This is a genomic window from Pseudonocardia adelaidensis, from assembly GCF_039543345.1.
In the GTDB taxonomy this organism is placed as follows: domain Bacteria; phylum Actinomycetota; class Actinomycetes; order Mycobacteriales; family Pseudonocardiaceae; genus Pseudonocardia; species Pseudonocardia adelaidensis.
Genome location: NZ_BAABJO010000001.1, coordinates 224,743 through 251,459, shown reverse-complemented (window position 1 = coordinate 251,459; position 26,717 = coordinate 224,743). Strand labels below are relative to the sequence as shown.

The following is a 26,717-nucleotide window of genomic DNA, read 5'->3' as shown; positions in this document are numbered from 1 at the left end:
GCGTGATGGCAGTGGACCCGCAGGTGGGTGCCGCGGTCGCGGACGCGCACCGCCGCGAGTGGGCCTTCGTGCTCGCCGCGACGGTGCGCGTCACCCGCGATCTGGACCTGGCTGAGGAGTGCGTCCAAGACGCCTACGCCAGAGCACTGGCCACCTGGGGCCCCAACGGCGTCCCCAGCAACACCGGGGCCTGGTTGACCACTACCGCCCGCCGCCGGGCGCTGGACCTGCTGCGCCGCCAGGCCACCGCGGCCCGGGCGTTGCCCCTGCTCGTCGAGACCAACACCGACGAGGGAGCCGACCTGGGACGTGAGGAGCGGCTCGTCGGGGCCGAGATCGGCGATGAGCGGTTGCGGCTGGTGTTCATCTGCTGCCACCCCACCCTTTCCCGCGACGCTCAGGTGGCGCTGACCCTGCGGCTGCTGTGCGGACTGTCCACCGCCGAGGTGGCCCGTGCCTTCCTGGTCAGCGAGTCGACCATGGCCGCCCGGATCACCCGCGCCAAGAAGAAGATCACGCAGGCGCGGATTCCCTACCGGGTGCCCGCGCGTGAGGAGCTGCCCGACCGCGTGACATCGGTGTGCGAGGTGGTGCACCTGCTGTTCACCACCGGGCACGCCGCCCCCACCGGCGCCGAGTTGATCCGCCGAGATCTCGTCGAGCGCGCCCTCGACCTGGCCCGGATGCTGCGCACCCTGCTACCCGCCAGCGCCGATGTCACCGGGCTGCTGGCGCTGATCCTGCTCACCGACGCCCGCCGCGGCGCCCGTCTCGACGCACACGGACAGCTCGTGCTGCTCGCCGACCAGAATCGTGCCCGCTGGGACCACGACGCGATCACCGAGGGCGTGGCCCTGGTCCGCGAGGCCCTGCGCCGTCGGCCTCCAGGGCGGTTCGCGTTGATGGCTGCCATCGCCGCGGTCCACGACGAAGCCGACAGCTGGGACGCGACCGACTGGCGCGAGATCGTCGGGCTCTACGACCTGCTCGTAGCCCTGTGGCCCTCACCGGTCGTCGCGCTCAACCGCGCCGTCGCGGTCGGGTTCGCCGACGGTCCCGCCGCAGGCCTCGATGCACTCGACCCACTCGCCACCGAGCCCCAACTCGCCGCTTACAGCTACCTCGCCGCCTCACGTGCCGAGTTCCTCGCCCGCCTCGGACGCACCCGCGACGCCCGCACCGCCTACGAAGAAGCGCTGCTCCTGACCGAGAACACCATCGAACGCGACTACCTCACCCAACGCCTCGATCAACTCCAAAAGTGACTGCTGTTTTCCGGCCATTTCAACAGAATCATGGCTCCGTGGTGCGGTGAGTGCATTCGTTGCGCAACCTTTGGTGGGCCGACCTCAGCTCGTCCTTCGTCGCTTTCGCCGCTGCCAGCACGTAGTCGTCGGCCAGGTGGCGGGCGCGGGACTTCGCTCTCGTGCGGCTCGTCTCCAGCTGCCGGGTGCGCTCGCCGGACAGGGTGGCGCCACCCAGGAGGAGCGCGGACACGAGGGCGCAGGCCACGATCACCCCGACGGGGAGGTGCACGCCCGCGAGGCGGGGCAGGAGCAGCCCCATCATCAGGCCGCCGTAGGCGGACATCACCATGCTGCGACCGCGGGTCAGGAGCGGGCGCCGGGTTCCTCGGGGTGCGTCGCCGGCCGGCAGGTGGCCGACGAGGTCGGGCGGCTCCACCGGCGCCGGCCGCGGCAGCGGGTCCCCGCCGAGCTCCCGCTCGAGCGCCGCGGTGACCGCCGCGGTGCGGCGGGCCAGCACGGCGAACGCCTGCTCGCCCTCGTGGGCGAGCCGGGCGCGCAGCCAGGTCACCACGTCGTCCCAGTCCCGCGCGGGGTCGCTCGCCTCCAGGACGCCCTCGGCGTCGGCGATCGCGGCGCGGACGCGGCGGCGCAGCTCGAAGTCCACGTCCGACGATGCGGCGGCCATGCCGTCGGCGAGCACCTGCTGCCAGCGGGCGCGGTCGGGGGTGGGGCGCGGCCGGCGCCCCGGGGGGCGGTCGACGACGCGGCCGCGGCGGGCGACGTGCTCGGCGATGTCGTCGAGGCGCCGGGCGAGCGTGGGGATGCCGGATGCGGCGGTGCGGGCGGGATCGCCGGCGGCGACGGCCGCGCTGTGCGCGTCGACCGAGACCGCGAAGGGGGCGGCGGTGACGCCGGCGGCCCGCAGCCGCTCGAGGTCGTCGTCGAGCACCTCCTGCCACGAGGGGCACCGGTCGACCGCGGTGAGGGCGAGCAGGATGTGCGGGGAGCGGTGGCACAGGGTGCGCGCCAGGTCGAGCTCGGCGGCCCCGATGACCTGACCGGCCGGGGCGATGAGCACGACGGCGTCCACCGCGGCGCCCAGTGGGCTGCCGGGATGGCCGCCGGTGAACGCGAGGCGGCCGGAGCAGGCGCGCAGCAGTGCCGTCGCGAGCGCGGTCCGGTCCTGCTGCGTGCCGCCGGCCACCTGCACGGTGGCCGGTGTGCCCCCATGGCGGTGCCGAGATGCCGGAGGCCGGCCGGTGGGGTCCGGCCGGCCTCCGGCCCGCGCTGCGCCGGTTCCCGGCACGGGTTGCGCGTTCATGGCTCTCGATCCGAGGTCGGTGCGAGGGTCAGACGTACTCGTGGTCCTCGCTGTCCTCGTCCTCGTCGTAGTCGACCTCCTCGTCGTGCTCGTCCCCGTCCGATTCCTCGTTCTCGTCCCAGTCGACGTCCTCGAACTCGTCGTCGCAGTAGTCCGACATGTTGTCCACCTTTCGGGAAACGGGCCGCGGGACGGATTCCCGCATTTACTCGCCCATGTCGAGAATGGCGGTTCACGGGCGCCGGGAACATCGAGCAGACCCCACCGGTGGGGGAGCTGGCACCCGAGCACGGGTGGTGCGAACCCTCCTCCCGGCGGGGCCCGGCACGCGGCGAGCCCGGCCGCGCGGGAGGCGGCCGGGCTCGTGGGAGGGGGTGTCGGGGTCAGGGCCCCGCGGCCACGCTGGTCACGCCGCCACTGCGGCGCCGATCAGCGCACGGCCGGACGCGGTGAGCACGGCAGGCCCCGTCGCGGGGGCGATGAGCCCAGCAGCGGTGAGGCGCGAACCGGCGAACTGGTCGGCGAAGTACATGCCGTCGACGACCAGTTCACCGCCGGCCGGGGAGATCCGGCACCGGCCGGCGGCGACAGCCCGGAGAACGGCACGGTCACGATTGGTGAGGGGGGCGGCGGTGGTGCTCATCGTCGTTCTCCTTCCGGTCCGGCGCTTTCCCTGACCTGTGAAGGATGTCCCCCTGATCTTCAGCGATACATGACGCCTGCCCTACGAAACCAGCGGGCCGACCCGCCATTCCCGGGTAGGGCGGACCCCACCGGCTCAGCCGGCGACGTTCAGCAGCGTGAGCGTGCCGTCCTTGAGGTTGGTGACGTAGCCGGTCCTGCCGTCCGGGGTCACCGCGACGGACGTGGGCGATCCGCCGGTCGGGATGGTGGCCGTCACGGTCATCGTGTCCGCGTTGATCACCGACACCGAGTTGTCCTCGACGTTGGCGGTGTAGGCGAACCGGCCGTCGGGCGCCCAGGTGACGTCCTGGGGCTTCTTGCCCACCGGGATCCTGGCCACGACCTGCTCGGTGTTCGTGTCGATCATCGTGACCGTGCTGGAGTCGTAGTTGACGTTCGCCACGAGCGGCCGCGTCGGGTGCACCGCCACGCTGTGCGGGCTGACGTCGACGGGGATCTCGGCGATCACGGTGTTGTTCGACGTGTCGAGCACCGACACCAGGTTGGACTCGTGGTTGGCGATGTAGGCGCGCGTGCCGTCCGTCGAGAACTCGATCCAGTGCGGGTTGGGGGCCACCTTGATCTCGTTGGTGACCTGGTTGGTGGCGGTGTCGATGAGGGAGACCGTTCCGGAGTCGTGGTTGGGCACGTACAGCCATTTCCCGTCACGGCTGACGGCGGCGAGGTACGGCCTGGTGCGGACGGGGATCGTGGCGACCATCGAGTTGCTCGTGGTGTCCAGCACGCCGACGGCGGCGATCGTGCGGGCGTCGTCCCAGATGCTGACGTAGATGGTCCTGCCGTCCGGGGAGAACGACAGGAACTGCGGTGGGCCCGCTTCCACGGGGATCGTGGCCGTGACCCGGTTCACCGCCGTGTCGAGGACCGTGACGACGCCAGCCGTCCGGTTCGCGATGTAGGCCTGCCGCCCGTTGGGCGAGACGACGACGAAGCCGGAGGTGGCCCCGGCCGGAACCGTCGGGCCCAGCGACGGCACCGGGACGCTCGCCGCGGGCTTGGCGGCCGACGGTGGCGCGGCCGCGGGCGGCGCGGCCGCTGGTGGTGGCGCCGGCACGGCAGCGGGCTGCGCGACGGGCGCCTGCCGGTCGCCCCCCAGCTGACCGAACGCGACGTAGCCGACCCCGCCGACCACGGCGAGCAGTGCGATCACCGCCGCCACGACGAGCAGGACGCGGTTGCGGCCGCTCGGGCCGCCGCCCAGCGCCGGTGGCGCGGGCGGGCTGTCGGGGGGTGCCGGCGGGCCGTACGACGTGCCCGGAGCGCCCGCTCGTGGGGCGTCGAAGCCCGCGGGCCCGCCGCCCGCGTCGTACGCCTGCGGGACCGGGGGAGCGCCCGCATCGGCCGGGACGTCGTGCGGAACGAACGCCGGGAGGTCGGCGACCGCCGGGCCCGGGGCCCCGCCGGCCGCGCTGTCCCGCGTGGTGCTCACGCCGGTGCGCGCGAGGGCGGCGGCACCGAGCGCGACGGCGTACTTCGGGTGTGCGTCGACCACCGTCGGGCGGCCCAGCTCCTCGGAGATCATCCGCGCCACCAGCGGGATGCGCGACGACCCTCCGACCAGCAGCACGGCGGTGAGCTGGCTCGGGTCGACCTGTGCCGAACGCAACGTGCGGATGAGGGTGCCGATCGTGGACTCGACCGGGGCCCGGATCATGTCCTCGAACTCGGCCCTCGTGATCCGCACGTCGAAGTGCCGGTTGGGCAGGAACACCGGGATCGTCGTCTCGGTGTCGATAGAGAGCGCCTCCTTGGCCAGCACGCAGTCCTGGCTCAGCCGGGCGAGCGCGACGCCGGTCTGCGGGTCGCTCATGTCCAGCTCGCTGAGCGCGCCGCCCGCCACGTAGTTGACGCGGGAGAGGATCGACTCGTCGAAGTCGACACCGCCGAGGCGCTCGATCCCCTCGGGGATGCCGAGGATCTCGATGCCGCCGGGGTGTTTGCGCAGCACGGTGGCGTCGAACGTGCCCCCGCCGAGGTCGTACACGGCGATGACCTCACCGTCGGACAGCTGCCGGGAGGCGGCGTAGTGGGCCGCCGCGGCCTCCGGCTCGGTGACCATCCGCGGTGCGGTGAGCCCCGCGACGTGGGGGACCTCGTCGAACAGCTCCCTGCGGAACGGTCCCCAGTTCGCGGGGTGGGTGAGCACCACGCTCTCCGGCTTGGTGCCCTCGGTCTCGGTGACCCGGGTGAGGACGTCGTGCAGCAGGGTGCCGAGCAGCACGGTGACCGCGTACGGGGTGCCGCCGAGCATCACCGGTGTCGGGTCGCCGAGGCGGCGCTTGAACTCGCGGCCGATCCGGTCCGGGCTGCTGACCGCCCGGCGGGCGGCGGCGTCACCGGAGACGAGCGTGCCGTCCTCGCGCAGGTACACGACGGCGGGGGTCACCACCGTCCGGTCGCCGAGGGTGAACATCTCGACGCCGCTGTCGGTGGCCAGCGCGGCAGCGACGAACGTCGTTCCGAGGTCCACTCCGAGGTGATAGCCCACGTCTCCTCCCGGGAACGGGTCGCATGTGCACCGTCGTCGCCACCAGGGGGCGTTCCATTACGGTTCTGGGCGGATCCCGCCGGAACAAGGGGGACAGCCCTACCAGAGGTGGGGTGCGCCCCATTCACTGATACGCGCTGTCGCCGGACGATGACGGCATGATGCTCGAGCCAGCGCAGCGCGCCGGCGACGCTCCCCGCGCGGCCTCCGAGCAGGGCCCGTCCCCCGCACCCGGCACCCGCCTGCCCGCCCCCACGGGAGATGCCCGCCTGCGCGCCGAGCGCGAGCAGTGGCGGCTGCGCCGCAACCTCGAACGGCAGCTGCACGACGGCGCATCGCTGCGGATCTCCGCGCTCACGCTGCAGCTCGGGTTGTTGCGCCACCGTGCCGCGAAGGCCGAGTGCGGTGACCTCCACGCCTACATCGAGGGCTTCCAGGACGAGCTGCACGCCGTGCTGCAGGAGCTGCGCGACGTCTCCGTCCGGATCTACCCGCCGCTGCTCGACGAGGCGGGCCTCGGGCCCGCCCTGCGTGAGGCGGCCGACCGGGTGGACGTGCCGCTGCGGGTGGACGTCCCCGAGGACCGCTTCGGACCCGCGGCCGAGGGCGTCGCCTACTTCGCGGTGGTCGGGTGCCTGGAGGCCCTTCGGCCCGGTACCCCCGGCCTCGCCGTCGTGGCGCGGCGGGAGGACCGGACGCTCGCGGTGGACGTCGTCGGCGTCGAGCCGTGCCACGCCGACGCGATGCTGGGAGCCGTCGGCCGGCTGGACGGGGTGATCGACGTGGTGGGCGGTCCAGGTGTCGGCACGATCACGGTGAGGATCCCATGCGAGTAGCGCTTGCCGAGGACGGTGCACTCTTCCGCGAGGGCCTGGTCATGCTCCTCGAGGCGGCGGGGCACGAGGTGGTGGGTTGCACCGCCGACGGCGACTCGATCGTCGAGCTGCTGGCGGAGGAACCGGCGGACATCGCGATCCTCGACATCCGGATGCCCCCCGAGCCGGACGGCGGCCTGGTCACCGCGGAACGCCTGCGCGCCGCGCACCCGGGCCTCGGGCTGCTGTTCCTGTCCCACTACGCCGAGTCGCACTACCTGATGCGCATCCTGCAGATCGGCACGGAGTCCGTCGGGTACCGCCTCAAGGAGAAGGTCGGGAGCGTCGACGTCCTCAGCGACACGCTCGCGCGGATCGGCGCCGGTGAGATCGTCATCGAGCCGGTGCTCGCCAGGCGGCTGGTGGAGCGGCCGCGCGGGGAACGGAAGGGGATCATCTCCACGCTGTCCGAGCGCGAGCTCGACGTGCTGCGCCTCATGGCGGAGGGCCGCTCGAACAACGGCATCGCCGGGCAGCTGTTCGTCACACCGAAGGCCGTCGAGAAGCACATCGCCAACATCTTCGGGAAGCTGAACCTGCACGCAGACACCACCGAGCACCACCGCAGGGTGCTCGCCGTGCTCACCTACCTGCGCTCGCAGCGCAACGGCGACTGACGCCCATCGATGGACCGCCCTCGCCCGTCCGCCCGATTGGCCTCCGCCGCCATGGCGCATAGCGTGGCGACCTCGGGAGCGCGATGAATCGGACGATCGTGGCGCGGTCGCTGCGGGCGGTGCTCGTCGCCTGCGGCGTCGTCGTCGTGCTCGTCGTCGTGGTCGACTGGTCGGCTCGCCCGCTGGGCCACGGCCCGCTCGAGATCCTGATGCCGTTCGTGGCCGTGACCGTCGCCGTGCTGGGGCTCGGTGCCGTGCAGCCGCGGATCGACCGCATCGTCGAGCGGGTCACCCACAGCCGCGAGATCACGCCGTACTCGTCGCTCGCCGCCGCGGCGGCGCGCATCAGGGCGGGGGCGCTCGAGCAGGCGCTGCCCGGGCTCGCGCAGGTGCTCGCCGACGGCACCGGCGCCACGAGAGCGGTCGTGTGGCTCGCCGTCGGCGACCGGCTGGTGGGGGCGGCGGAGTACCCCCCGCTCGGCACCGGCAGCGGGCCGGACACCGTGGAGAACCTGGCGGTACTGCTCGCCCGGCCGGAGGTCGACCACGTCGTCCCCGTGCTGGACGGCACGGTCCTGCGGGCGGCCCTCGCGATCACCAAGCCCGACTCGCCGATCACGCCCGGCGACCAGGCGCTCGTCCGGGACGTCGCCAACGGGGCCGCACTGCTGCTGCGCGGGGTGGCGCTCAACGCCGAGCTCGCCGAGCGGGTGCGCCGCGCCGACGACCTCGCCCGGGAGCTGCAGGCGTCGCGGCACCGGCTGGCCCGCGCGCGGGAGGTGGAGCGCAGGCGGCTGGTGATGGAGCTGGGCAATGCCACGAGCGTCCGGCTGGCCGCCCTGCGCACCGACGTCGCCGCCGCGGGCGCCGAGCTCGGGCGCTCGCCGGAGGACCCGGCGGCGGCGCAGCGGGCGCTCACCAGGGCCCGGGTCGCGCTCGACGAGCTCCTGGACCGGTTCCGCCTGATCGCCCGCGGGGTCTACCCGGCGGTGCTGCGCGACCAGGGGCCTGCCGCCGCCCTCGACGAGGTGGCCGCGGACCTCCCGCGGCCGGTGCGGGTGTCCGGCGGCCTCGGCGCCCGCCTGGACTACGAGATCGAGTCGGGCGTCTACTACGTGGTCGCCGCGGCACTGGGCCTCCTCGGCGGTCGCGCGGCCGACGGCGACCTGCTCGTGCACCTCGGCCGCGCCGACGGGCACGTGGTGGTGGACATCGAGGACCCGGCCGCTGCGGTGGGCACCGACGAGCTCCGCGCCGCCCTCGCCGACGAGAGCGAGCGGCTCGCGGCACTCGGCGGGGACCTCACGATCACCGCGGGCGGCGGCACGGCCGGGTCGGCCGGGCCGGGCCCGGTCGAGGTGCGCGTCCGGCTGCCCGACCGGCTCGAGCCGGTCGTCGAGAGCAGCGTCGGCGCCGAGCTGAGGGCCCCGTGATCGCCGTGGCGGGCGTCGCGAGGGCCCCGCGTCGCGTGCTCGTCCTCACCGCGTACTGGGTGTTCCTCGTGGCCTGCGCCGTGCTGTCGCTGATGTCGCTCGCGGTCGGTGCGATCGGCTGGCTGGCGGGCCATGACACGCTGATCGACTGGATCGGGGTGCAGGGCGTCCTCGACTACGGCCTCAGCGTGCTCTCGCTCGTGGTGGCGGGCGCGTTGGTCGCCGGGAGGCGCCCGAGCTGGTCGACCCGGTTGCTGCTGCTGGCGATGGTCGCGTCGGCGGGGGCGTTCAACCTGCAGTCGATCGCCACGGTCATGCTGGTCGACGCGGTGACCGACCTCCGGATCGGCCTGCTCCAGCAGGTGCTGCTCCCGGAGGTCGCGGTCGCCGCCTACGTCCTCGCGCTGCTGGTCTTCCCGCCGGAGCGGGAGCCCCGCGTGGGGCGGCCCGCCCACACCACGTTGCTGGCCGCCGGTGCCCTGCTGGTGGGGGCGCTCGGCACCGCGCTGCTCGCGCCCATCGTGAGCTGCGTCTTGTTCTTCGGGTTCCTCGGGCCGGTCGTCGGCGTCGTGGTCCTGCCGCGCCAGATCAGGAGTGCCCGGACGGCGACGGCACGCACCCAGGCACGGCTGCTGTTCAGCGTGGTCGCGGTCGCGTCCGCGATCGCGATCGTGCTCGCCGTGCTCACGTTGTTGATGTGGGCGACCGGGTTGGGCAGCCTGCTCCTCCTCGCCGACCCGACCGCGGGCGTGGGCGGGCCGGCGGGCGAGCCCACCGCGCTGCTGTTCTGGTTCTCCCGCCTGGCCGGCATCTCGATCGCCTGCGCGGTGTTCATCGCGACCCGGACGGGCGGGCTGTTGAACGCCGAGCGCCTGTTCAGCCGCGGGCTCGCGACGGGGCTCACGGCGGCGGTGGTCGGCGGCGGCTACTGCGTCGTGCGCAGCACCACGGGCCTGCTCTTCGAGGACGGGACGCTGCTCCCGGCCGCGCTCGCGGTCGTTCTGGCGGCGGTGGCGCTGCGCCCCGCCTACGTGTGGTCCGAACGGTGGACCGACCAGCTCCTCTTCGGTACCCGGCCCACCCCGTACAGCGTCCTCGCCGGGATCACGGCGTTCTCCCGCGTCACGGCGACCGACGCCCCGGACCTGGCGCGCGTCGCGGAGGCCGTCGGGCGCGGGCTCGGCGCCGCCACCTGCCGGCTCACCGTCACCCGGCCCGGGCTGCGCGACCGCAGCTACACGTGGAACGAGGAGGAGGAGCGCCACCCGGACGAGCTCGTCCAGGTGGTCGTCCGCCACGGCACGGAAGCGATCGGCACCCTCGCGGTGGACTACGACGCGGTCGCCGGCCTGCACCGGCATCGGCAGCACCTCCTGGAGGACGTCGCCGAGAGCCTCGGCGCCGTGCTGCAGGCCAGCCGGTACGGCATCGAGCTGGAGCGCCAGCTGCGGGCCGCCCTCGCCCACGCGAGCGAGATCGCAGCGTCCCGCCGCGCCGTGGTGGCCGAGATGGACGGGGAGCGGCGGCGCATCGAGCGCGACCTGCACGACGGTGCACAGCACCACCTCGTGTCGCTGCGGCTCGCGCTCGGCCTGGTGGAGCACCAGGTCTCCACGGCCCAGTACGGGAAGGCGCGGGAGCGCCTCGCGCAGGTCAGCGGCCAGATCGACCTGGCGGAGTCGATCCTCGCGGAGACCGCGATGGGCGTGTCGTCGCCGCTGCTGGCGGAGTGCGGGCTGCTGCGCGCGCTGGAGAAGGAGCTGGCGGGCGGGGAGCCGCCGGTCGCGGTCGACGCGAGCGGCGTGGACGGGGACGGCCGGTTCCCGCACGACGTCGAGTCGGCCGTGTACTTCTCCTGCCTCGAGGCGGTGAACAACGCGCGCAAGCACGCCCAGGGCGCCACGATCGCGGTGCGGCTGTGCACCGGGAACGGCAGGCTGCGCTTCACCGTGCGGGACGACGGGCCGGGCTGGGACCGGAGCCGGGCGAGCGGCTCGCCGGGCCGGGGCTTGCGCAACGTCACCGTCCGGATCTCCGCGGTCGGCGGGGAGATCGACGTGCGGTCCGCTCCCGGGCAGGGCACCACCGTGGAGGGGTCGGTGCCCGTTCCGCTGCCGGCCGCTAGGGATGCCAAGGGGCAGCCCGCCGCCGTGGGGCCGGCCCAACCCCTCATCGACCAGGTGCGCGACGCCGTGCGGGAGGCGCGGGAGCGCTATCGCAGCACCGCCCGGGCCGATGCCGTGCGCGTGCTCGGCGAGCGACTCGATGCGCCGCTGCGGATCGGGGTGGCCGGTGACGGCTCGGCGGCGTTCGCGGCGCTCGGAACGGACGGGACGGCGTGCCTGGTCGACGTCGCGGCACCGGCGGCGCCGCATGCCGACGCCTTCGTCGTGCTGCTGCGGCGCGGCCCCGGCGGTGACGTGGTCCTGCCGAGCCGTTCGTTCGGCTCCGCGTGGCACCGCCCCGCGCATGCGGTCGGGGCGCTCCTGGTGGACGGACCGGTGGGCGAGGTGGCGCAGCGGGTGGCGATCGGGTGCGCGGCGGTGCCCGACGTGCGGCGGCTGTGCCATGTCGTCGTGCCGGTGGCGCCCGCCTTCGCGCAGGCCGGGCTGGCGCTGTCCGACGAGCAGTTCCGGACGCTGCTGGCCCGGGCCGGGCGCGGTCTCGAGCCCGCGGTGGACGGGGTGACCATGCCCGTGGTGGTCGGCACCCGCCCGGCGGGCGCGGCGCGGGCCGGGGTCCCGGCCGGTTCCGGCGCGGGAGCCCCGTCACCCGCGGACGGGCTCGACCGGGAGCGGCCCGTCCCGTTCGAGCACACGGTCGTGGGGTTCGCCCTCGCGGAGATCCGGTCCGGACGGGCCCCGACCCGCGAAGCGCTCGCCGCCGCGCTCCTGCGGGGCAGCGGTCTGCCCCGGTTGCGCGAGCTCGTGGACGAGCGGCTGAACCGGCGCGCGGACCCGCTCAGGTCGCGCGGGGTCTTGCTGGCACTGGAGGACCTGGTGCGGCACGAGCCGCCGCCGGTGGGTGGCGATGTTCTCCGCTACCGGCTGGACCGCATCCGTTCCGGCGCGTTCGAGCTCACCGAGATGGACGTCGTGGACGTGGTGCGCGCCGGAGAACTGGATCTGCCGGACGGCGAGCGCCCCGTCGTCGAGCGGCTGCTCGGCGCGGGCGGAACCGATCCCCGGTCCCGGCTCGGGCTCGCGCCGGGCGCGTCGCAGCAGGAGGTCTCGCGCGCGGCGGCCGAGCAGCTGGCCCGGTGGCAGCGCCACGCGGCGAACCCGCTTGCGCGGGTCGACCTGCGCAAGGTGACCGACGTCCTGGTGCAGGCGTGCGAGCGGCTGCTCGTCGCCGCCGGGCAGGACCCGGACGCGTTCCGGACCGATCCTGTCCGGATGGGGTCGTAGCGTCGCGGGCATGAACGCGATCGAGAACGTGACCGGGCCCGTGTTCCGTCCCGGGGACGACGGGTTCCCCGGGGAGCTCGCCGGCTACCAGGTGGCGCACCCCCACCGCCCGGACCTCGTCGTCGGCGCGACGAGCGCGGACGACGTCATGGTGGCCGTGCGGTACGCCGTCGACCACGGGCAGCCGGTTGCCGTCGAGACCAGCGGCCACGGGCGTGGGGAGCCGCTCCGAGGCGGGGTCTTGATCAGCACCCGGCGGATGGACGGCGTCCGGATCGACCCGGTGGCCCGGGTGGCGCGGGTCGAGGCGGGCACCCGCTGGGCGCGCGTGGTCGCGGCGGCGGCCGAGCACGGGCTCACCCCGCCCAGCGGCTCCTCGCCGGAGGCAGGCGTCGTGGGCTACACCCTCGGCGGCGGCATCGGCGTGCTCGCCCGGGAGCTGGGCTGGGCGAGCGACCGGGTCCGCAGCATCGACCTCGTCACCACCGCGGGGCCGCGGCACGTCACGGCCGACTCGGACCCGGTGCTCTTCCGGGTGCTGCGCGGGGCGGGCCAGGGCCTCGGCGTGGTGACGGCGATGGAGATCGAGCTCGCGCCGGTCGGCCGGATCTACGGCGGCGCCCTGTCCGTCGCGGCCGAGCACGTGCCCGCCCTGCTCGCCGCCTACCGGGAGTGGACGGCCGACCTGCCCGAGCGGCTCGCGTCGTCGATCGGGGCGCTGCCCTACCCGGACCTGCCGATGGTGCCGGAGCACCTGCGCGGCCGGTACGTGGCGCAGGTCCGGATCGCCCATACCGGCCCGGCCGCGGAGGGCGAGCGGCTGGTCGCACCCCTGCGCGCGGCCGTGCCGACCACCGGCACGCTCGGCGAGCTGCCCTCCACCCGGGCCGCCGAGATCTTCAACGAGCCGCCCACCCCGCACGCCTACACCGGCACGAACGCCATGCTCCGCGAGCTCGACCCCGCCGTGCTGGACGCCGCGCTCGGCATCGCCGGGCCGGACGCGCCGGTCATGTGCGTGCTGGGCCTGCGGCACCTGGGCGGCGCGCTGGCCCGCCCGCCCGCCGCGCCGGACGCGGTGGCGCACCGCGACGCGCCCTACCTGCTCCAGGTCCTCTCGCTGGTGGACGGCACGGACGCGCCCGGCCGCCTGCACCGCGAGCTGATGGACGCGGTGGCCCCGTGGACGGCCGGCCGCACCCCCAACTTCCGCTTCGGCGAGCAGGCGGCGAAGGACTGGCCGATCGAGGTGCCGGGCCGGGCGGAGCTGAAGGCGGACCTGGACCCGAAGGGCGTGTTCCACGCGTAGGCCCGGACGTTCCGGGGCGGCGCGCCTACCCGTACAGCGTCACCTCCACCTCGCGCCCGGCGTCCAGGCCCGTGGCCGGTTCCGGGACGACCAGGTAGCCGTCGGCGCGGGTGAGCACGGACAGGAGGGCCGACGGGCCGAAGATCGGTTCCGCCCGGTCGTCCCGCAGGGCGACCTGCACCACGTCCAGCCGGCCCGCCGCCGACGGGAGGTCGCGCGACAGCCGGGCCCGGGTGGACGGTTGCGGGGGCGGGGTGGCGCAGCCGGCCAGCCGCCAGACCAGCGGCACTCCGACCAGCCGGAACACCACCAGCGCCGACAACGGGTTGCCGGGCAGGCCGACCACCGGTACCCCGGAGCACTCGGCGAGCAGGGTCGGCTTGCCGGGCTTGATCGCGAGGCCGTGGCACCAGACGTCGCCGAGCGCGGCAACGGAGCCCGCCGTCTCGTCGCGGGCGCCGACCGAGGAGCCCGCGGAGACGACCACCAGGTCGCCCGTCGGGAGCACCTCCCGCAGGCGGGCCTCGAGGGCGCCCGGCTCGTCGGAGACGATCCCGGCGATCAGCGGGTCGCCGCCCGCGTCCCGGACGAGCCCGGCCAGGGCGGAGGCCGTGGCGTCGCGCACCTGCCCGGGGAGCAGCGCCGCGGTGTCCGGGGGCACGACCTCGTCGCCGGTGGAGAGGATCACCACCCGGGGCCGGGCGTGCACCGGCACCGAGGTGACGCCCGCCGCCGCGAGCAGCCCGAGGTCGGGGGCGCGCAGCGGCCGCCCGCCGGGCACGAGCGCGGCGCCCGCCGCGACGTCCTCGTCGGCGCGGACGATGCCTCCGCCGGGTGCGACCGGCCGGGTGACCTCGATCGTGCCGGGCATCGTCTCCGCGGTGTGCTCGACCATCACCACGGCGTCGGCGCCCTCGGGCAGCACGCCGCCGGTCGGCATCCCGACCGCCCCGCCGGGCCGGACGGCCACGTCCGGTGCCGCGCCCATCCGGACCGCACCCAGCAGGTCGAGGTAGGAGGGCAGGGCCTCGGACGCCCCGTAGGTGTCGGCGGCGCGCACCGCGTACCCGTCGACCGTGGAGCGGGCGAACCCGGGCAGCGGCGCCGCGGACGGCACCGCGCCCGCGGGCACCCGGTGCAGGGCGTCGGCGAGCGGCACGTCCTCCACCGCGGTGCGCCGGGCGGGCCGGAACCCGGCGAGCGCCTCGGCGACCGTGCGGGTCGAGAAGAACTCCCTCCCCGCGAGCCGGGGCCCTCGGGTCATAGGGCCTCGACCTGGACGGCGCAGAACTTGAACTCCGGGATCTTGCCGTACGGGTCGATCTCGTCGATGGTCAGCAGGTTGGCCGCCGCCTCCCGGAAGTGGAACGGGATGAAGACGTTGCCCAGCTGCTCGCGGTGGCTCACCCGCACCAGCAGCTCGATCGTGCCGCGCCGCGAACGCACCCGCGCCCGTTCCCCGTGGGCCAGCCCGCGGTCGGCGGCGTCCTTGGGGTGCATGTAGACCTCGGCGACGGGCGAGATCGCGTCGAGCGCGAACGAGCGCCGCGTCATCGACCCGGTGTGCCAGTGCTCGAGCAGTCGCCCGGTGTTGAGCACCATCGGGTAGTCGGCGTCGGGCAGCTCCCTGGGCGGCAGCCACTGGGCGGGCACGAGGTGGGCGAGCCCGTCGTCGGTGTTGAACCGGTCGTCGAACATGACGATCGTGCCGTCGGTGTGCTCCGGGTCGGCGTTCGGGTAGAGCTTGCCGGTGGAGCCGAGGTTGTCCCACCTGAGGTTCGCGTACGACGGCATGAGCTCGACCATCTCGTCGAACACGTCGCTCGGGCTCTCGTAGTGCCAGTCGAGCCCCATCCGCCGCGCGATGTCCTGCACGATCTCCCAGTCGGGACGGGCCTGGCCCGGCGCGTCGAGGACCTTGCGCCCGAGCTGCACCCGGCGGTCGGTGTTGGTGTAGGTGCCGTCCTTCTCCAGGTACGACGTGGCGGGCAGGATCACGTCGGCGAACTCGGCGGTCTCGGTGAAGAAGATGTCCTGCACCACCAGGAAGTCGAGCGCCGAGAGCGCCTTGCGCACCTTGTTGGTGTTGGGGTCGGACAGGAACGGGTTCTCGCCGAGCATGTACATGCCCCGCACGCCGCCCGGCTCCAAAGCCGACTTGACGATCTCGGTGACGGTGAGGCCGCGGTTCGGGTCGAGCGGCGTGCCCCACGCCTCCTCGAACCGCAGGCGGGTGGCATCGACGTCGACGCCCTGGTAGTCGGGGTAGAACATCGGGATCAGGCCGGCGTCGGAGGCGCCCTGCACGTTGTTCTGCCCGCGCAGCGGGTGCAGGCCGGTGCCGGGTCGCCCGACGTTGCCGGTGATCGAGCACAGTGCGATGAGGCACCGCGCGTTGTCGGTGCCGGTGGTGTGCTGGGAGATCCCCATCCCCCAGTAGACGACCGCGGCGCCCGCCTCGCCCCAGGTCCGGGCGACCTCGCGGATGGTGTCCGCGTCCACCCCGGTGATCTGCGCGGCGCGCTCGGGCGGGTAGTCGGCCACCGTGCGGGCCAGCTCGTCGTAGTTCGACGTGCGGGTGGCGATGAACTCCTGGTCGATCAGCCCGAGCCGGATGATCTCGTGCATCAGCGCGTTGTAGAAGGCCACGTCGGTGCCCGGCTTGAGCTGCACGAAGATGTCGGCGTGCTCCGCCACCGTGGAGGCGCGCGGGTCGACGTAGATCACCTTCGTGCCCCGGCGGCGGGCCTGCTTGAAGAACGAGCTCGCGACGGGGTGGTTCGCCGTGGGGTTGGAACCGGTGATGATCACGACGTCGGCGTTCGCGACGTCGCCGTAGGTCGTCGACACCGCCCCGGAGCCGACCCCTTCGAACAGCGCTGCCACCGACGAGGCGTGGCACAGGCGCGTGCAGTGGTCGACGTTGTTGGTGCCGAAGCCGGTACGGATCAGCTTCTGGAAGAGGTAGGCCTCCTCGTTGGAGCACTTCGCCGACCCGAACCCGGCGATCGCCCCCGGGCCGCCCTCCGCGTGGATCTCCTTCAGGCGCCGGGCGACGAGGTCGAGCGCCTCCTCCCAGGTGGCCTCCCGGAAGTGCGGCATCACCTCGTCGTAGTCGACGAGACCGCCGGGCTTGCGGCCGCGGTCCTTGCCCGGCCGGTTGTCCCGGCCACCGCCGCTGCGGCCACCGCCCGCGCCGGCGCGGCCCCGGTCGTTGTCGCCGTTCCGGTCACCGCGCACGTCCGCGGACAGCGGGCCCTTCGGGTACGAGGAGTCGATCCGGATCAGCGGCATCGTGAGCCGCTGCGGGGAGGCGGAGTAGTCCCAGCCATAGCGGCCCTTCACGCAGAGCCTGCTCTGCGAGCCGGGCTGGTCGCGGCCCTCGGCGAAGACGATCGCGCCGCGCTCGCGGTCGACGTTGTAGGTGAGCGCGCACCCGACGCCGCAGTACGGGCACACCGACTCGACCTGGTCCAGCTCCTCCCGGGGCCGGATCGGGATGCCGCCGATCGGCTTGTTCGTCAGCGCCCCGGTGGGGCAGGCCTGCACGCACTCGCCGCACGTCACGCACGAGCTCTTGCCCATGGGGTCGTTCAGGTCGAACGCGATCCGCGTGGAGTAGCCCTTGCCGGAGCGGCCGATCACGTCGTTGCCCTGCACGTCGTCGCACGCCCGCACGCAGCGGTCGCACAGGATGCACGCGTCGTGGTCCACCGCGATCACCGGGTTGGACAGGTCGGTGCCCCGCCCCGACCCGCGGGGCAGGGTGTCCTGCCCGACGGCATAGCCGTCCGCGAGGTCGAACAGGAGGTTGTCCCGGGTGGTCGTGTGCTTGCGGTCGTCCTCCGGCGCAGGCTGGTCCGCCATCAGCAGCTCGGTGAGCACCGCGCGCGAGCGCTCGACCTCGGGGGTGGCGGTCTGCACCTGCATCCCGTCCTCGCACGGCCGGACGCACGCCGCCGCGTACGCGCGGGAACCCGTGTCGACCACGCACATCCGGCACACCCCGACCGGGTCGTAGCGCTCGTTGTGGCACAGCACCGGGATGTCCACGCCGACCTGTTTCGCGGCGTCGAAGATCGTGGTGCCTTCGGCGACCGTGACCTCTCGGCCGTCGATCGTGGCGGTGACGGTGCGGACCGCGGTGGACGGTTCCTGGACGGCGGTCATCGTGCTCCCCATTCCGCGGCGAACGTGGTGGGACCGAGCCTAGTTGACGGTGCGACCACTCAGCAGGGCATCCGGGCGAGCATCTCGCGGGCCGCGGTCCGCGAGGCGTTCCACCCCGTCCAGCTCTTCTCCGGCACGGCCATCACGGCGGCGATCCGCGGGAGGACCTCGCAGCGCTGCGGCTCGGGCAGCCGGGCGAGGGCGGGCACGGCGTCGGCCGAGAGCGTGCCGAGGTAGTAGGTGTCGAGCTGCCCGGTGCTCGCGAACCGGTCGACGTTGGAGGTGGCCACGAACGCGTCCGGGTCGAGGGCGGCGAGCCCGAGCAGGGCCGCGACACCCGCGGCGGCCATCTCGCGGACCAGCGGTCGCGCCCGCAGGCGCAGCACCGCTACCAGCACGAGCAGGAAGCAGGCGCCGAGCCACAGCTCGCAGGTCAGCACGACGAGCCGCAACGTCGTGAAGCCGTAGGCCTCCTGGTAGAGCCACATGCGGCGCAGCGCCGACGCGACGATCACCAGCGTGAGGCCGGCGAGCACCGCGAGGAGGCCGCGCTTCCACGCGCGGTCGGCGCGGCTCGGGGCGGGTGCGTACCGCGAGGCGAGCAGCACCACACCCAGCGCGAGCACGGTGACCGCGAGCAGCTGCCAGAACCCGCCGCGCGCGTACTCGGCGTAGGTGACGCCGGTGGTGCGGCGGACGTAGTCGTCCGAGCCGAAGAGTGTGGCGAACTGCACACCGACGAACAGCCCGAAGAGCGTCACCAGCAGCCCGATCGGCAGTGCCCACTCGACGCGGCGCAGCCGGGCCGGCCCGCTCGCGCGCGGTCCGGGTGGGGCGGGCGGTGCCACGAGCAGGAACCCGCTGCCGAGCACGGCGCAGGCGGCGAGCACGAACAGCACCGCCCGCGCGACGCCCGCGTCGTCGACGGTGGGCACGATGTCGTGCAGCAGCCGGGCGAACGCCGGGTCGGCCGAGGCGAGCAGCGGTGCGAACACGGCCACCAGGCACAGGCCGACCGCTCCCGCCACCGCAGTGCGCGCCGCCTGCCCGCCTGCGCCCTGCCGCGCCGCCCACAGCGCCTTGGCGACCCAGGGCAGAGCCCTCAGCGCGGCCAGCGGAACGGCCATCGCGCTGAAGGCGAGGCTGCGGAAGTGCCGTCCGGCCACCGCGATCGACGCGGCGCACGGGGCCGCGAGCAGGCAGAGCGCGATCAACCAGTCCGCATCGCGCACGGCGGTGACCCCGACCAGCCCGATGGCGGCGAGCGCCCACGCCCCGTCGACGACGTGGGCGCGCCGCGCGTGCGCGGTGGGCTCGAGGCGATGCGCGTGCCGCGCCACGGCGGCGATCACGACCGCGGCCACGACCGCGGCGACGAACCAGCCGAGCCCGGGCCGTTCGAGCGGCAGCACGACCGCCGTGGTCAGCCCGACCGCGGCCGCCGCGCCGAGCAGCAGCCGGGACGGCGGGGCGGCCGGGGCGCGCCAGTTCGGGAAGACCTCGACGGGCGTGGACCCGAGCGGCGGTGCGCCCGTTCCCACCTGCGCCACCGGTGCGACCGCGACCGCGACGGCCGGTCCCGAGTCATCCGGCTGCGTCGTCGACCCGGGCGGCGACCCGGCCTCCTGCGGCGTGCCCCGGTCGTCCGGCGCCCGGTTCACGACAGCCCCGGCAGGGTCACGCGGATGCGGCAGCCCGGGTGCCCGTTCGCCGCCGGCCCGTCGACGACCGCGATCCGGCCGCCGTGCAGGTCCACCACCCACCGGGCGATCGCGAGCCCGAGCCCGGTGCCCCCGCCCACCGCGCGCTCCCCGCGCGTGAAGCGGTGGAACACGCGGTCCCGCTCCTCGGGCGCGATCCCCGGCCCCTCGTCCCGCACCTCGAGCACGAGATCCCCTCCCTCACGACGCCCGACGACGTGGACGTCCGTTCCCGGCGGCGCGTGCCGCGCCGCGTTGTCGAGCAGGTTGAGCACCACCTGGTGCAGCCGGTTGGCGTCGGCTTGCACCGAGAGCTCCGGTGGCGCGACGTCGAGCCGGAAGCCGACGTCGCGCCCGGCCACCTCGGCGGCGACCCGCGCCTCGGCCACCGCCCGGTCCAGCATCGGCACGAGCCGCACGAGCTCCGGCTGCAGCGTGAGCGCGCCCGCGTCGATGCGGGACAGGTCCAGCAGCTCGCTGACGAGCGCGCCGAGCCGCTCGGTCTGCGCCAGCGCGGTGCGCAGGGTGGCCGGGTCGGGCTCGGCCACCCCGTCGGCGACGTTCTCCAGCACGGCCTGCAACGCGGCGATCGGCGTCCGCAGCTCGTGCGAGACGTTGGCGATGAGCTCGCGGCGCTGCCGGTCGGCGGCGGCGAGGTCGGCCGCCATCTGGTTGAAGGCCGCGGCGAGCCTGCCGACCTCGTCCCGCGAGGTGGCCCGCACCCGGCGGGTGTAGTCACCCTGCGCCATCGCGATCGCGGCCGCCGTCATGTCGCGCAGCGGCCGGGTCATGCCGTGGGCGAGCACCTGCGCGGTGAGTAGCACGATCGCGAGCGCCACGAGCGTGGTCGCCAGCGGCGGCAGCCAGCGGTACTCCAGCCACAGGTACACCGCGCCCGCCGCACCGGACCCCAGCAGCAGGACGCTGATCTTGAGCTTGATCGACCGCAGCGGGTCGAGCGGCCGCGGGAGCAGGTCCATGAGCGAGCGGAGCTTGCGGAGCGAGCGAATCATCAGCACAGCGCATCCGCGAAGCGGTCGCCCGAGCGCAAGCGAGGGCGGGCGATGAGCGAGCGGAGCTTGCGGAGCGAGCGAATCATCAGCACAGCGCATCCGCGACGCGGGCGATGAGCCTCATCGGGGCACGTCCAGGGCGTAGCCCACCCCGTGCACCGTGCGGATCAGGTCGGCGCCCAGCTTGCGCCGCAGCGCCTTGACGTGGCTGTCGACGGTGCGGGTGCCGGTGGCGTCGGCCCAGCCCCACACGTTCGCGAGCAGCGCCTCCCGCGGGTGCACGGTGCGTGGCTGCCTGGCCAGGTGGACGAGCAGGTCGAACTCGATGGGCGTGAGGTGGGCGGGCTCGCCGCCGCGCAGCACGCGCCGCTCGGCCGGGTCGATCTCGAGGTCGCCGAGCACGATCCGGCCCGTCGCCTGCTGCGCGGCGGCCGCGCGCTCGACCCGGCGGAACAGCACCCCGACCCTGGCGGCCAGCTCGCGGATCGAGAACGGCTTCGTGAGGTAGTCGTCCGCGCCGACGGCGAGGCCCACCAGCAGGTCGGTCTCGGTGTCGCGGGCGGTCAGCATGAGCACCGGGATCGACCGGTGCGCCTGGATGCGCCGGCACACCTCGAGCCCGTCGAAGCCGGGGAGCATGACGTCCAGCACGACGAGGTCGGGCTCGTCCGCCTCGAACCGGGCCATCGCCGACGGGCCGTCGTGCGCCACCTCGACCGCGTACCCCTCGGCCCGCAGGCGCGCGGCGATCGACCCGGCGATCGTCGGCTCGTCGTCGACCACCAGCACCCGCCGTTCCCCGCTCATGGCGGCGAATCTATGCGGCGCCTGTGGAGGGGAGCGGACCGCGATGTGGAGGAAGTGTGGAGGTCGCCCGCGCACGTGCACCCGGTCGACAGGCCGAGCTGCGCACGCCTTCTCCGCTCACGCACCGGTTGTCGGCCCGCGCCACCCGTCGACGGATCGCGTCGGCGGAGTAGAGGTGCGTCCGGCGGATCAGGGACGGCCGGGGGAGGGCTCGCCGTGCTCGTCCAGGCGGGAGGCGAGCAGCCGCTTGGCCTGTTCGTGGGCCTGGCGACGGGCTTCGGCGAAATAGGTGGCGGGGTCGCTCAGCAGGCGTGCCAGCCGAGCGCGCTGCACGTCGTCGCCGTTCTTGCGGGATTTCGCCACGACCCCAGGATAGCTGCGCTCAGGCGCCGAGGGCGACCGCCAAGAGGCGGGCGAGCACCCGCACGGCCGCGACGTCGTCCTCGGTGAGGTCGCCGACCTCGAGGCCGTCGACGGTGAGGATCCCGAACTGCCGGGCCTCGGTGGCCACCGGCACCGCGATGAAGGTGCGGTACTTGTGCGGGCCGGGGTCCCAGCCGGGTGGGAAGGCGGTCTCGGTGTCGGCGCAGAACAGGTCCTCGCGCCGGGCGAGCAGGCCCAGCGCGAAGTCACCGAGCTCGGTGCCCTCCACGAACGTGGTGCGGGGCTCCTCCGCGCGCCCGTGGAACGCCGATGGCACGAGCCGGACCGGCTTCTCGTCCACGCGGGCGAAGAAGCAGGAGCGCAGCCGGTTGGCGCCGAGCACCTCGGCGGCCGCCGAGAGCACCACGGCCATGGCCTGGCCCTGCAGCTCGGCCGCCTCGCGCCCGAACGACCAGCGCCTGCGGTCGGTGATGCGGCCGATGAGGTAGGTGAGCGGTTCGAGCGCGTCGTTCAGCACGAGCTGGATGCGCGCCGAGGCGTCCTCCGCGATCTGCTCGGCGGTGCCGGCGCGCACGCGGGCGTTGTGCTCGGCCCGCAGCGGGATGCCGACGGCGAGGGCGGTGAGCACGGCGCCCACGGCTGCCGTGAGCGTGAACGGCCAGCCGTGGAGGTCGTTGACGACGGCGCCGAGCACCCACGCCACGGTGGCGGCGCCGACCGCGACCGGGCGCGCCGTGGCCCGGACGAGCTCCCTGGTTCCCCCCATCGCGGGGGAGCGTAGCCGCGGGGTCCGTCACACCGCGGCACCGGCATGTCGCTCAGGAGTGCGGCGGCAAGTCGGCCCGAAAGGATGAAGATCGCGCGCACTCGCTCCATTTCGGCTACTCCTCGTGTCCCTATTCGCGTTGCTACGCGACGACACCTCGTGCGGGCCGCGTACGTTCACCCGGTCGGGTCGGCCCCGTCGGAAACGGCGCTCCCCATCGTGCCCGAAATTCGATCTTGCAGGTCGCGGCCGCGGAACCGGTTGGTCCCCCGGTCGTTGCACCGGGCTGGCAGACACCTCGAAAGCTGATTTGGGACGGTGCCGGTGAGAGACGAGCAGACGCTCCACGAGTGGGTGCAGGCCAGCCCCGAGTTCGCCGAACTGCGGTCGCGGCTGCGGCGGTTCGTGTTCCCGATGAGCGCGGCCTTCATGCTCTGGTACCTCGGCTACGTCCTGGTCGCCTCCTACGCGCCCCGCGTCATGGCGATCCCGGTGCTGGGCTACATCAACGTGGGGATCGTCGTCGGCCTGCTGCAGTTCGTGTCGACCTTCGTGATCACCGGCGTGTACGTGCGCTACGCCGGCGCCCGGCTCGATCCCGTCGCGGACTCCATCCGTACCCGCATGGAGGGGCACTGATGTCCGAGAAGCTCGGCAGTCCGATCCTCAACATCTCGGTGTTCGCGGCGTTCGTCCTCGTGACGCTCGTCGTGGTGTTCCGCGTGAGCCGGAACAACCGGACCGCATCGGACTACTACGCGGCCGGGCGGTCGTTCACCGGGCCGCAGAACGGCGTCGCGATCGCCGGTGACTACCTGTCCGCGGCGTCGTTCCTCGGCATCGCGGGTGCGATCGCGGTGAACGGCTACGACGGGTTCCTCTACTCGATCGGTTTCCTCGTCGCGTGGCTGGTGGCGCTGCTGCTGGTCGCGGAGCTGATGCGCAACACCGGCAAGTTCACGATGGGCGACGTGCTCAGCTTCCGGATGCGGCAGCGTCCGGTGCGGGCGGCGGCGGCCACGTCCACGCTCGTGGTGTCGCTGTTCTACCTGCTGGCGCAGATGGCCGGTGCGGGTGCGCTGATCGCGCTGCTGCTGCAGATCCCGAACAGCAACACGGTCGGCCAGGGCGTCGTGATCGCCGTGGTCGGCGCCTTGATGATCACCTACGTGCTGGTGGGCGGCATGAAGGGCACCACGTGGGTGCAGATCATCAAGGCCGGGTTGCTGCTGGTGGGCGCCGCCACGATGGTGACGTGGGTACTCGGCAGGCATGCGTTCGACTTCTCCGAGCTGCTCGGCGAGGCGGTGGAGAAGAACCCGTCGATGACGACGGCCACGGGCGCGGTCAAGGAGCTGGGGGAGAAGCTGCTCATCCCCGGCCTGCAGTACGGTGCGTCCGACCTCGCCAAGATCGACTTCCTGTCGCTCGCCCTCGCGTTGGTGCTGGGCACGGCGGGCCTGCCGCACATCCTGATGCGCTTCTACACGGTGCCCAACGCCCAGGAGGCGCGGCGTTCCGTGGTGTGGGCGATCTGGCTGATCGGCATCTTCTACCTGTTCTCCCTCGTGCTGGGCTACGGCGCGGCAGCCCTCGTGCCGGGTGGGGCGCAGCGGATCGCGACCGCGCCCGGCGGCAGCAACTCCGCGGCCCCGCTGCTGGCCTACCAGCTGGGCGGCGAGTTCTTGCTGGGGGTCATCTCGGCGGTCGCGTTCGCCACGATCCTCGCGGTGGTGGCCGGGCTGACGATCACGGCGTCGGCGTCGTTCGCCCACGACGTGTACGCGAACCTCATCAAGCGGGGCGCCGCATCCCCGGACGCCGAGGTGCGGGTCGCGCGCCGCACCGCGGTGCTCGTCGGGGTCGTGGCGGTGGCGGCGGGCATCCTCGCCCGCAACCAGAACGTGGCGTTCCTGGTGGCGCTCGCGTTCGCGGTGGCGGCGTCGGCGAACCTGCCGACGATCCTCTACTCGCTGTTCTGGAAGCGGTTCAACACCATGGGCGCCCTGTGCAGCATCTACGGCGGCCTGGGCATCAGCGTGGTGCTGATCGTGCTCTCGCCCGCGGTGTCCGGCAGCCCGACCGCGATGGTGCCGAGCCTCGACTTCGCGGTCTTCCCGCTGGCCAACCCCGGGCTGGTGTCCATCCCGGCGTCGTTCCTGCTCGGGGCGATCGGCACCCTCCTCGGCCGCAAGGACGAGGCGGCCGATGCCCGGCACGCGGAGATGGAGGTCCGCGCGTTGACGGGTGCGGGCTCGGAGAAGGCGACGGGGCTGAAGAAGCCGACCCCGATGCCGAAGATCCAGGTGTAGGCCGGCAACGCCGGCATAGTGGCCTTACTGCCGTCTTGTGCCAGTAAGGCCACCATGCCGGCGTCCGGGCGGCCCTAGAAGTTGCCCCGCCTCGCCTGCTCTCGTTCGATCGCCTCGAACAGCGCCTGGAAGTTGCCCTTGCCGAAGCCCAGGGAGCCATGGCGCTCGATGAGCTCGAAGAACACGGTCGGGCGGTCGCCGATCGGCCTGGTGAAGATCTGCAGGAGGTAGCCGTCCTCGTCGCGGTCGACGAGGATGCCGCGGGCCTGCAGCTCCTCGATCGGCACGCGCACCTCCCCGATGCGGGCCCGCAGGGCGGGGTCGGTGTAGTAGGAGTCGGGCGTCGGGAGGAACTCGACGCCTGCATCGCGCAGCGCGTCGACGGTGCGCAGGATGTCGTTCGTGGCGAGCGCGAGGTGCTGGGCGCCGGGCCCGCAGTAGAACTCCAGGTATTCGTCGATCTGTGAGCGCTTCTTGCCGGCCGCCGGCTCGTTCAGCGGGAACTTGACGCGGTGGTTGCCGCTCGCCACCACCTTGCTCATGAGCGCCGAGTACTCGGTGGCGATGTCGTCGCCGATGAACTCCGCCATGTTCGTGAAGCCCATGACCCGGTGGTAGAAGCCCACCCACTCGTCCATCCGGCCCAGCTCCACGTTCCCGACGACGTGGTCGAGCGCCTGGAACAGCCGCTTGCGCGGCGGCCGTCCCGAGGTGCGCGCGACGTAGCCGGGCAGGTACGGGCCGGTGTAGCGGGAGCGGTCCACGAGCGTGTGCCGGGTCTCGCCGTAGGTGGCGATCGCGGCGAGCCGGACGGTGCCGTGCTCGTCGGTGACGTCGTGCGGCTCCTCCAGCACCGTGGCGCCCTGGGCGCGGGCGTGCCGGATGCAGCGGTCGACGTCGGGCACCTCGAGCGCGATGTCGACGATCCCGTCGCCGTGGCGGCGGTGGTGGTCGAGCACCGGGCTGGCCGGGTCCACCCCGCCCTTCAGCACGAACCGGACCGCGCCCGAGCGCAGCACGTACGCGTGGTGGTCGCGGTTGCCGGTCTCCGGTCCGGAGTACGCCACCAGCTCCATGCCGAAGGCGAGCTGGTAGAAGGCCGCGGCCTGGGTGGCGTTGCCGACGGCCCACACGACGGCGTCCCATCCGGTGACCGGGAACGGGTCGCCCTGCTCGTCGTACTCGACGAGCCCGACGAGCTGCTGCAGCTGGTCGAGGCCGAGCTCGGCCAGGCGCTCCTGGTTGGTGAGGGTCTGCTCGATGGCCATGCTTCAGGACAGCTCACACCAGAACTGCTGCGCAACTGTCCGCGCTCGATCTGGTCGGCCTGAACGGATTGCCGGTCAGATGGCCGATTCAGCTGTACAGTCCGCCCACATGGAGCTGGACGCGCTGGACGTCGACCTGATCCGGGCGTTGCGCGCGAGCCCGCGGGCGGGGGTGCTGGAGCTCTCGCGCACGCTGGGCGTCGCGCGGGGCACCGTGCAGGCGCGGCTCGACCGGTTGGAGCGCGAGGGTGTGATCACCGGCTACGGCCCCGACGTCGACCTGGCAGCGGCCGGCTACCCGGTGCAGGCCTTCGCCACCCTGGAGATCGCCCAGGGCCAGCTGGCGGACGTCGCCGCGGAGCTCGCGGCCTTGCCCGCCGTGCTGGAGGCGTACGCCACCACCGGCTCGTCCGACGTCCTCTGCCGGCTCGGCGCGTCGTCGCACCAGGACCTGCAGGACACCCTGCTCGCGCTCGGGCGCAGCCCCACCATCGCCCGCTCGACGAGCGTGGTGGTGCTCTCGGTCGTGGTGGAGCCCCGCGTCCTGCCGTTGCTGGAGGCGCGGCCGCGCACGGGCCCCAGCCGCGCGCCTAGATACGGACGTGCGCCGGCTGGTGCGTGATCTGCTCGATGTCCGACGCCGTGGCGTCCACCAGCTTGTGGGAGAGCTCCGAGAGGGCCCTGGCCACGGCGAGCTCGTCGCCGATCTGCGGCACGTCCCGGTCCTCGGGGCTGCACCGGGCCAGGCCGACCCCGGTGAGCTCGGTGGCCCCCGCGTCCAGGCGGGCCACCGCCCGCGTCCTGCCGTCGTGTTCGTCGATCTCGATCGCGACGCTCCAGCGCTTCAGGGCCTGCATGCCGCTCACCTCGGCTCGCTCGGTCCGGACAGTGTCCG

Annotated in this window: 22 protein-coding genes; 9 read left to right on the top strand and 13 right to left on the bottom strand. The window is 73.7% G+C overall.

The window, feature by feature from the left end; all coding sequences use genetic code 11:
* Positions 1-5: 5 nt before the first annotated feature.
* On the top strand, positions 6-1,265 hold the full coding sequence (locus ABEA81_RS01220) for an RNA polymerase sigma factor (RefSeq protein WP_345602613.1): 1,260 nt from the start codon (positions 6-8) through the stop codon (positions 1,263-1,265).
* 28 nt (positions 1,266-1,293) lie between these two features.
* Here the strand turns inward: ABEA81_RS01220 and ABEA81_RS01215 are convergent, their stop codons facing one another.
* The 4 genes from ABEA81_RS01215 to ABEA81_RS01200 all read right to left on the bottom strand — a co-directional run bounded on the left by ABEA81_RS01215 (position 1,294) and on the right by ABEA81_RS01200 (position 5,743).
* The gene (locus ABEA81_RS01215; protein WP_345602611.1) at positions 1,294-2,457 is read right to left on the bottom strand and encodes a serine/threonine-protein kinase; all 1,164 of its coding nucleotides are present in this window, start codon (positions 2,455-2,457) and stop codon (positions 1,294-1,296) included.
* Between the two features lie 139 nt (positions 2,458-2,596).
* On the bottom strand, positions 2,597-2,728 hold the full coding sequence (locus ABEA81_RS01210; RefSeq protein ID WP_345602610.1) for a hypothetical protein: 132 nt from the start codon (positions 2,726-2,728) through the stop codon (positions 2,597-2,599).
* 246 nt (positions 2,729-2,974) lie between these two features.
* Entirely contained in the window at positions 2,975-3,211 is a 237-nt protein-coding gene (locus ABEA81_RS01205) for a hypothetical protein (protein WP_345602609.1), read from the bottom strand.
* A 135-nt stretch (positions 3,212-3,346) separates the two neighbouring features.
* Positions 3,347-5,743 carry an Hsp70 family protein gene (locus ABEA81_RS01200; protein ID WP_345602608.1) on the bottom strand — a complete coding sequence of 799 codons (2,397 nt, stop codon included), beginning with the start codon at positions 5,741-5,743 and terminating at the stop codon, positions 3,347-3,349.
* Positions 5,744-5,919: 176 nt separating this feature from the next.
* On the opposite strand from ABEA81_RS01200, the gene ABEA81_RS01195 reads away from it, so the two are divergent.
* The 5 genes from ABEA81_RS01195 (at position 5,920) to ABEA81_RS01175 (ending at position 13,402) form a co-directional block, all read left to right on the top strand.
* The gene (locus ABEA81_RS01195) at positions 5,920-6,597 is read left to right on the top strand and encodes a sensor histidine kinase (RefSeq protein WP_345602607.1); all 678 of its coding nucleotides are present in this window, start codon (positions 5,920-5,922) and stop codon (positions 6,595-6,597) included.
* Complete coding sequence (locus tag ABEA81_RS01190; RefSeq protein ID WP_345602606.1) at positions 6,588-7,253, top strand: response regulator transcription factor; 666 nt, start codon at positions 6,588-6,590, stop codon at positions 7,251-7,253. Before ABEA81_RS01195 ends, ABEA81_RS01190 begins: the two co-directional genes overlap by 10 nt.
* 83 nt (positions 7,254-7,336) lie before the next feature.
* Positions 7,337-8,686 carry a sensor histidine kinase gene (locus tag ABEA81_RS01185; protein ID WP_345602605.1) on the top strand — a complete coding sequence of 450 codons (1,350 nt, stop codon included), beginning with the start codon at positions 7,337-7,339 and terminating at the stop codon, positions 8,684-8,686.
* Positions 8,683-12,093, top strand: a complete 3,411-nt coding sequence (locus tag ABEA81_RS01180; protein WP_345602603.1) for an ATP-binding protein — start codon at positions 8,683-8,685, stop codon at positions 12,091-12,093. Before ABEA81_RS01185 ends, ABEA81_RS01180 begins: the two co-directional genes overlap by 4 nt.
* 10 nt (positions 12,094-12,103) lie before the next feature.
* A complete protein-coding gene (locus ABEA81_RS01175) occupies positions 12,104-13,402 on the top strand; it encodes an FAD-binding oxidoreductase (RefSeq protein ID WP_345602602.1) in 1,299 nt (432 codons plus the stop codon).
* A gap of 25 nt (positions 13,403-13,427) precedes the next feature.
* On the opposite strand, the gene ABEA81_RS01170 is transcribed toward ABEA81_RS01175, so the two are convergent.
* From ABEA81_RS01170 to ABEA81_RS01140, 7 genes are all read right to left on the bottom strand, one after another.
* A complete protein-coding gene (locus ABEA81_RS01170) occupies positions 13,428-14,666 on the bottom strand; it encodes a molybdopterin-binding protein (RefSeq protein WP_345602601.1) in 1,239 nt (412 codons plus the stop codon).
* Entirely contained in the window at positions 14,663-17,572 is a 2,910-nt protein-coding gene (fdhF, locus tag ABEA81_RS01165; protein ID WP_345602600.1) for a formate dehydrogenase subunit alpha, read from the bottom strand. Before fdhF ends, ABEA81_RS01170 begins: the two co-directional genes overlap by 4 nt.
* 59 nt (positions 17,573-17,631) lie before the next feature.
* On the bottom strand, positions 17,632-19,233 hold the full coding sequence (locus ABEA81_RS01160; RefSeq protein WP_345602599.1) for a DUF4153 domain-containing protein: 1,602 nt from the start codon (positions 19,231-19,233) through the stop codon (positions 17,632-17,634).
* The gene (locus ABEA81_RS01155) at positions 19,230-20,285 is read right to left on the bottom strand and encodes a HAMP domain-containing sensor histidine kinase (protein ID WP_345602598.1); all 1,056 of its coding nucleotides are present in this window, start codon (positions 20,283-20,285) and stop codon (positions 19,230-19,232) included. The genes ABEA81_RS01160 and ABEA81_RS01155 overlap by 4 nt, the downstream gene beginning before the upstream one ends.
* Positions 20,286-20,405: 120 nt before the next feature.
* Complete coding sequence (locus ABEA81_RS01150; RefSeq protein ID WP_345602597.1) at positions 20,406-21,092, bottom strand: response regulator transcription factor; 687 nt, start codon at positions 21,090-21,092, stop codon at positions 20,406-20,408.
* 189 nt (positions 21,093-21,281) lie between these two features.
* Positions 21,282-21,455 carry a hypothetical protein gene (locus ABEA81_RS01145; protein WP_345602595.1) on the bottom strand — a complete coding sequence of 58 codons (174 nt, stop codon included), beginning with the start codon at positions 21,453-21,455 and terminating at the stop codon, positions 21,282-21,284.
* Between the two features lie 19 nt (positions 21,456-21,474).
* A complete protein-coding gene (locus ABEA81_RS01140; protein WP_345602594.1) occupies positions 21,475-22,242 on the bottom strand; it encodes a GAF domain-containing protein in 768 nt (255 codons plus the stop codon).
* 318 nt (positions 22,243-22,560) lie between these two features.
* Here ABEA81_RS01140 and ABEA81_RS01135 point away from each other — a divergent pair, with 318 nt between their 5' ends.
* Both ABEA81_RS01135 and ABEA81_RS01130 read left to right on the top strand, forming a co-directional pair.
* Complete coding sequence (locus ABEA81_RS01135) at positions 22,561-22,881, top strand: DUF485 domain-containing protein (RefSeq protein ID WP_425570410.1); 321 nt, start codon at positions 22,561-22,563, stop codon at positions 22,879-22,881.
* Positions 22,881-24,554, top strand: a complete 1,674-nt coding sequence (locus tag ABEA81_RS01130; protein WP_345602591.1) for a solute symporter family protein — start codon at positions 22,881-22,883, stop codon at positions 24,552-24,554. The genes ABEA81_RS01135 and ABEA81_RS01130 overlap by 1 nt, the downstream gene beginning before the upstream one ends.
* A 74-nt stretch (positions 24,555-24,628) precedes the next feature.
* Here ABEA81_RS01130 and hppD read toward each other — a convergent pair whose 3' ends face one another.
* Entirely contained in the window at positions 24,629-25,822 is a 1,194-nt protein-coding gene (hppD, locus tag ABEA81_RS01125; RefSeq protein ID WP_345602590.1) for a 4-hydroxyphenylpyruvate dioxygenase, read from the bottom strand.
* A gap of 109 nt (positions 25,823-25,931) precedes the next feature.
* Between hppD and ABEA81_RS01120 the strand changes: the two genes are divergently transcribed.
* Positions 25,932-26,444 (top strand): Lrp/AsnC family transcriptional regulator, encoded by a 513-nt coding sequence (locus ABEA81_RS01120; protein ID WP_345602587.1) that lies wholly within the window; start codon positions 25,932-25,934, stop codon positions 26,442-26,444.
* Here the strand turns inward: ABEA81_RS01120 and ABEA81_RS01115 are convergent.
* Positions 26,413-26,679, bottom strand: coding sequence for a DUF1876 domain-containing protein (locus ABEA81_RS01115; protein ID WP_345602586.1), 267 nt, complete (start codon positions 26,677-26,679; stop codon positions 26,413-26,415). The genes ABEA81_RS01120 and ABEA81_RS01115 overlap by 32 nt on opposite strands.
* Between the last annotated feature and the right edge of the window lie 38 nt (positions 26,680-26,717).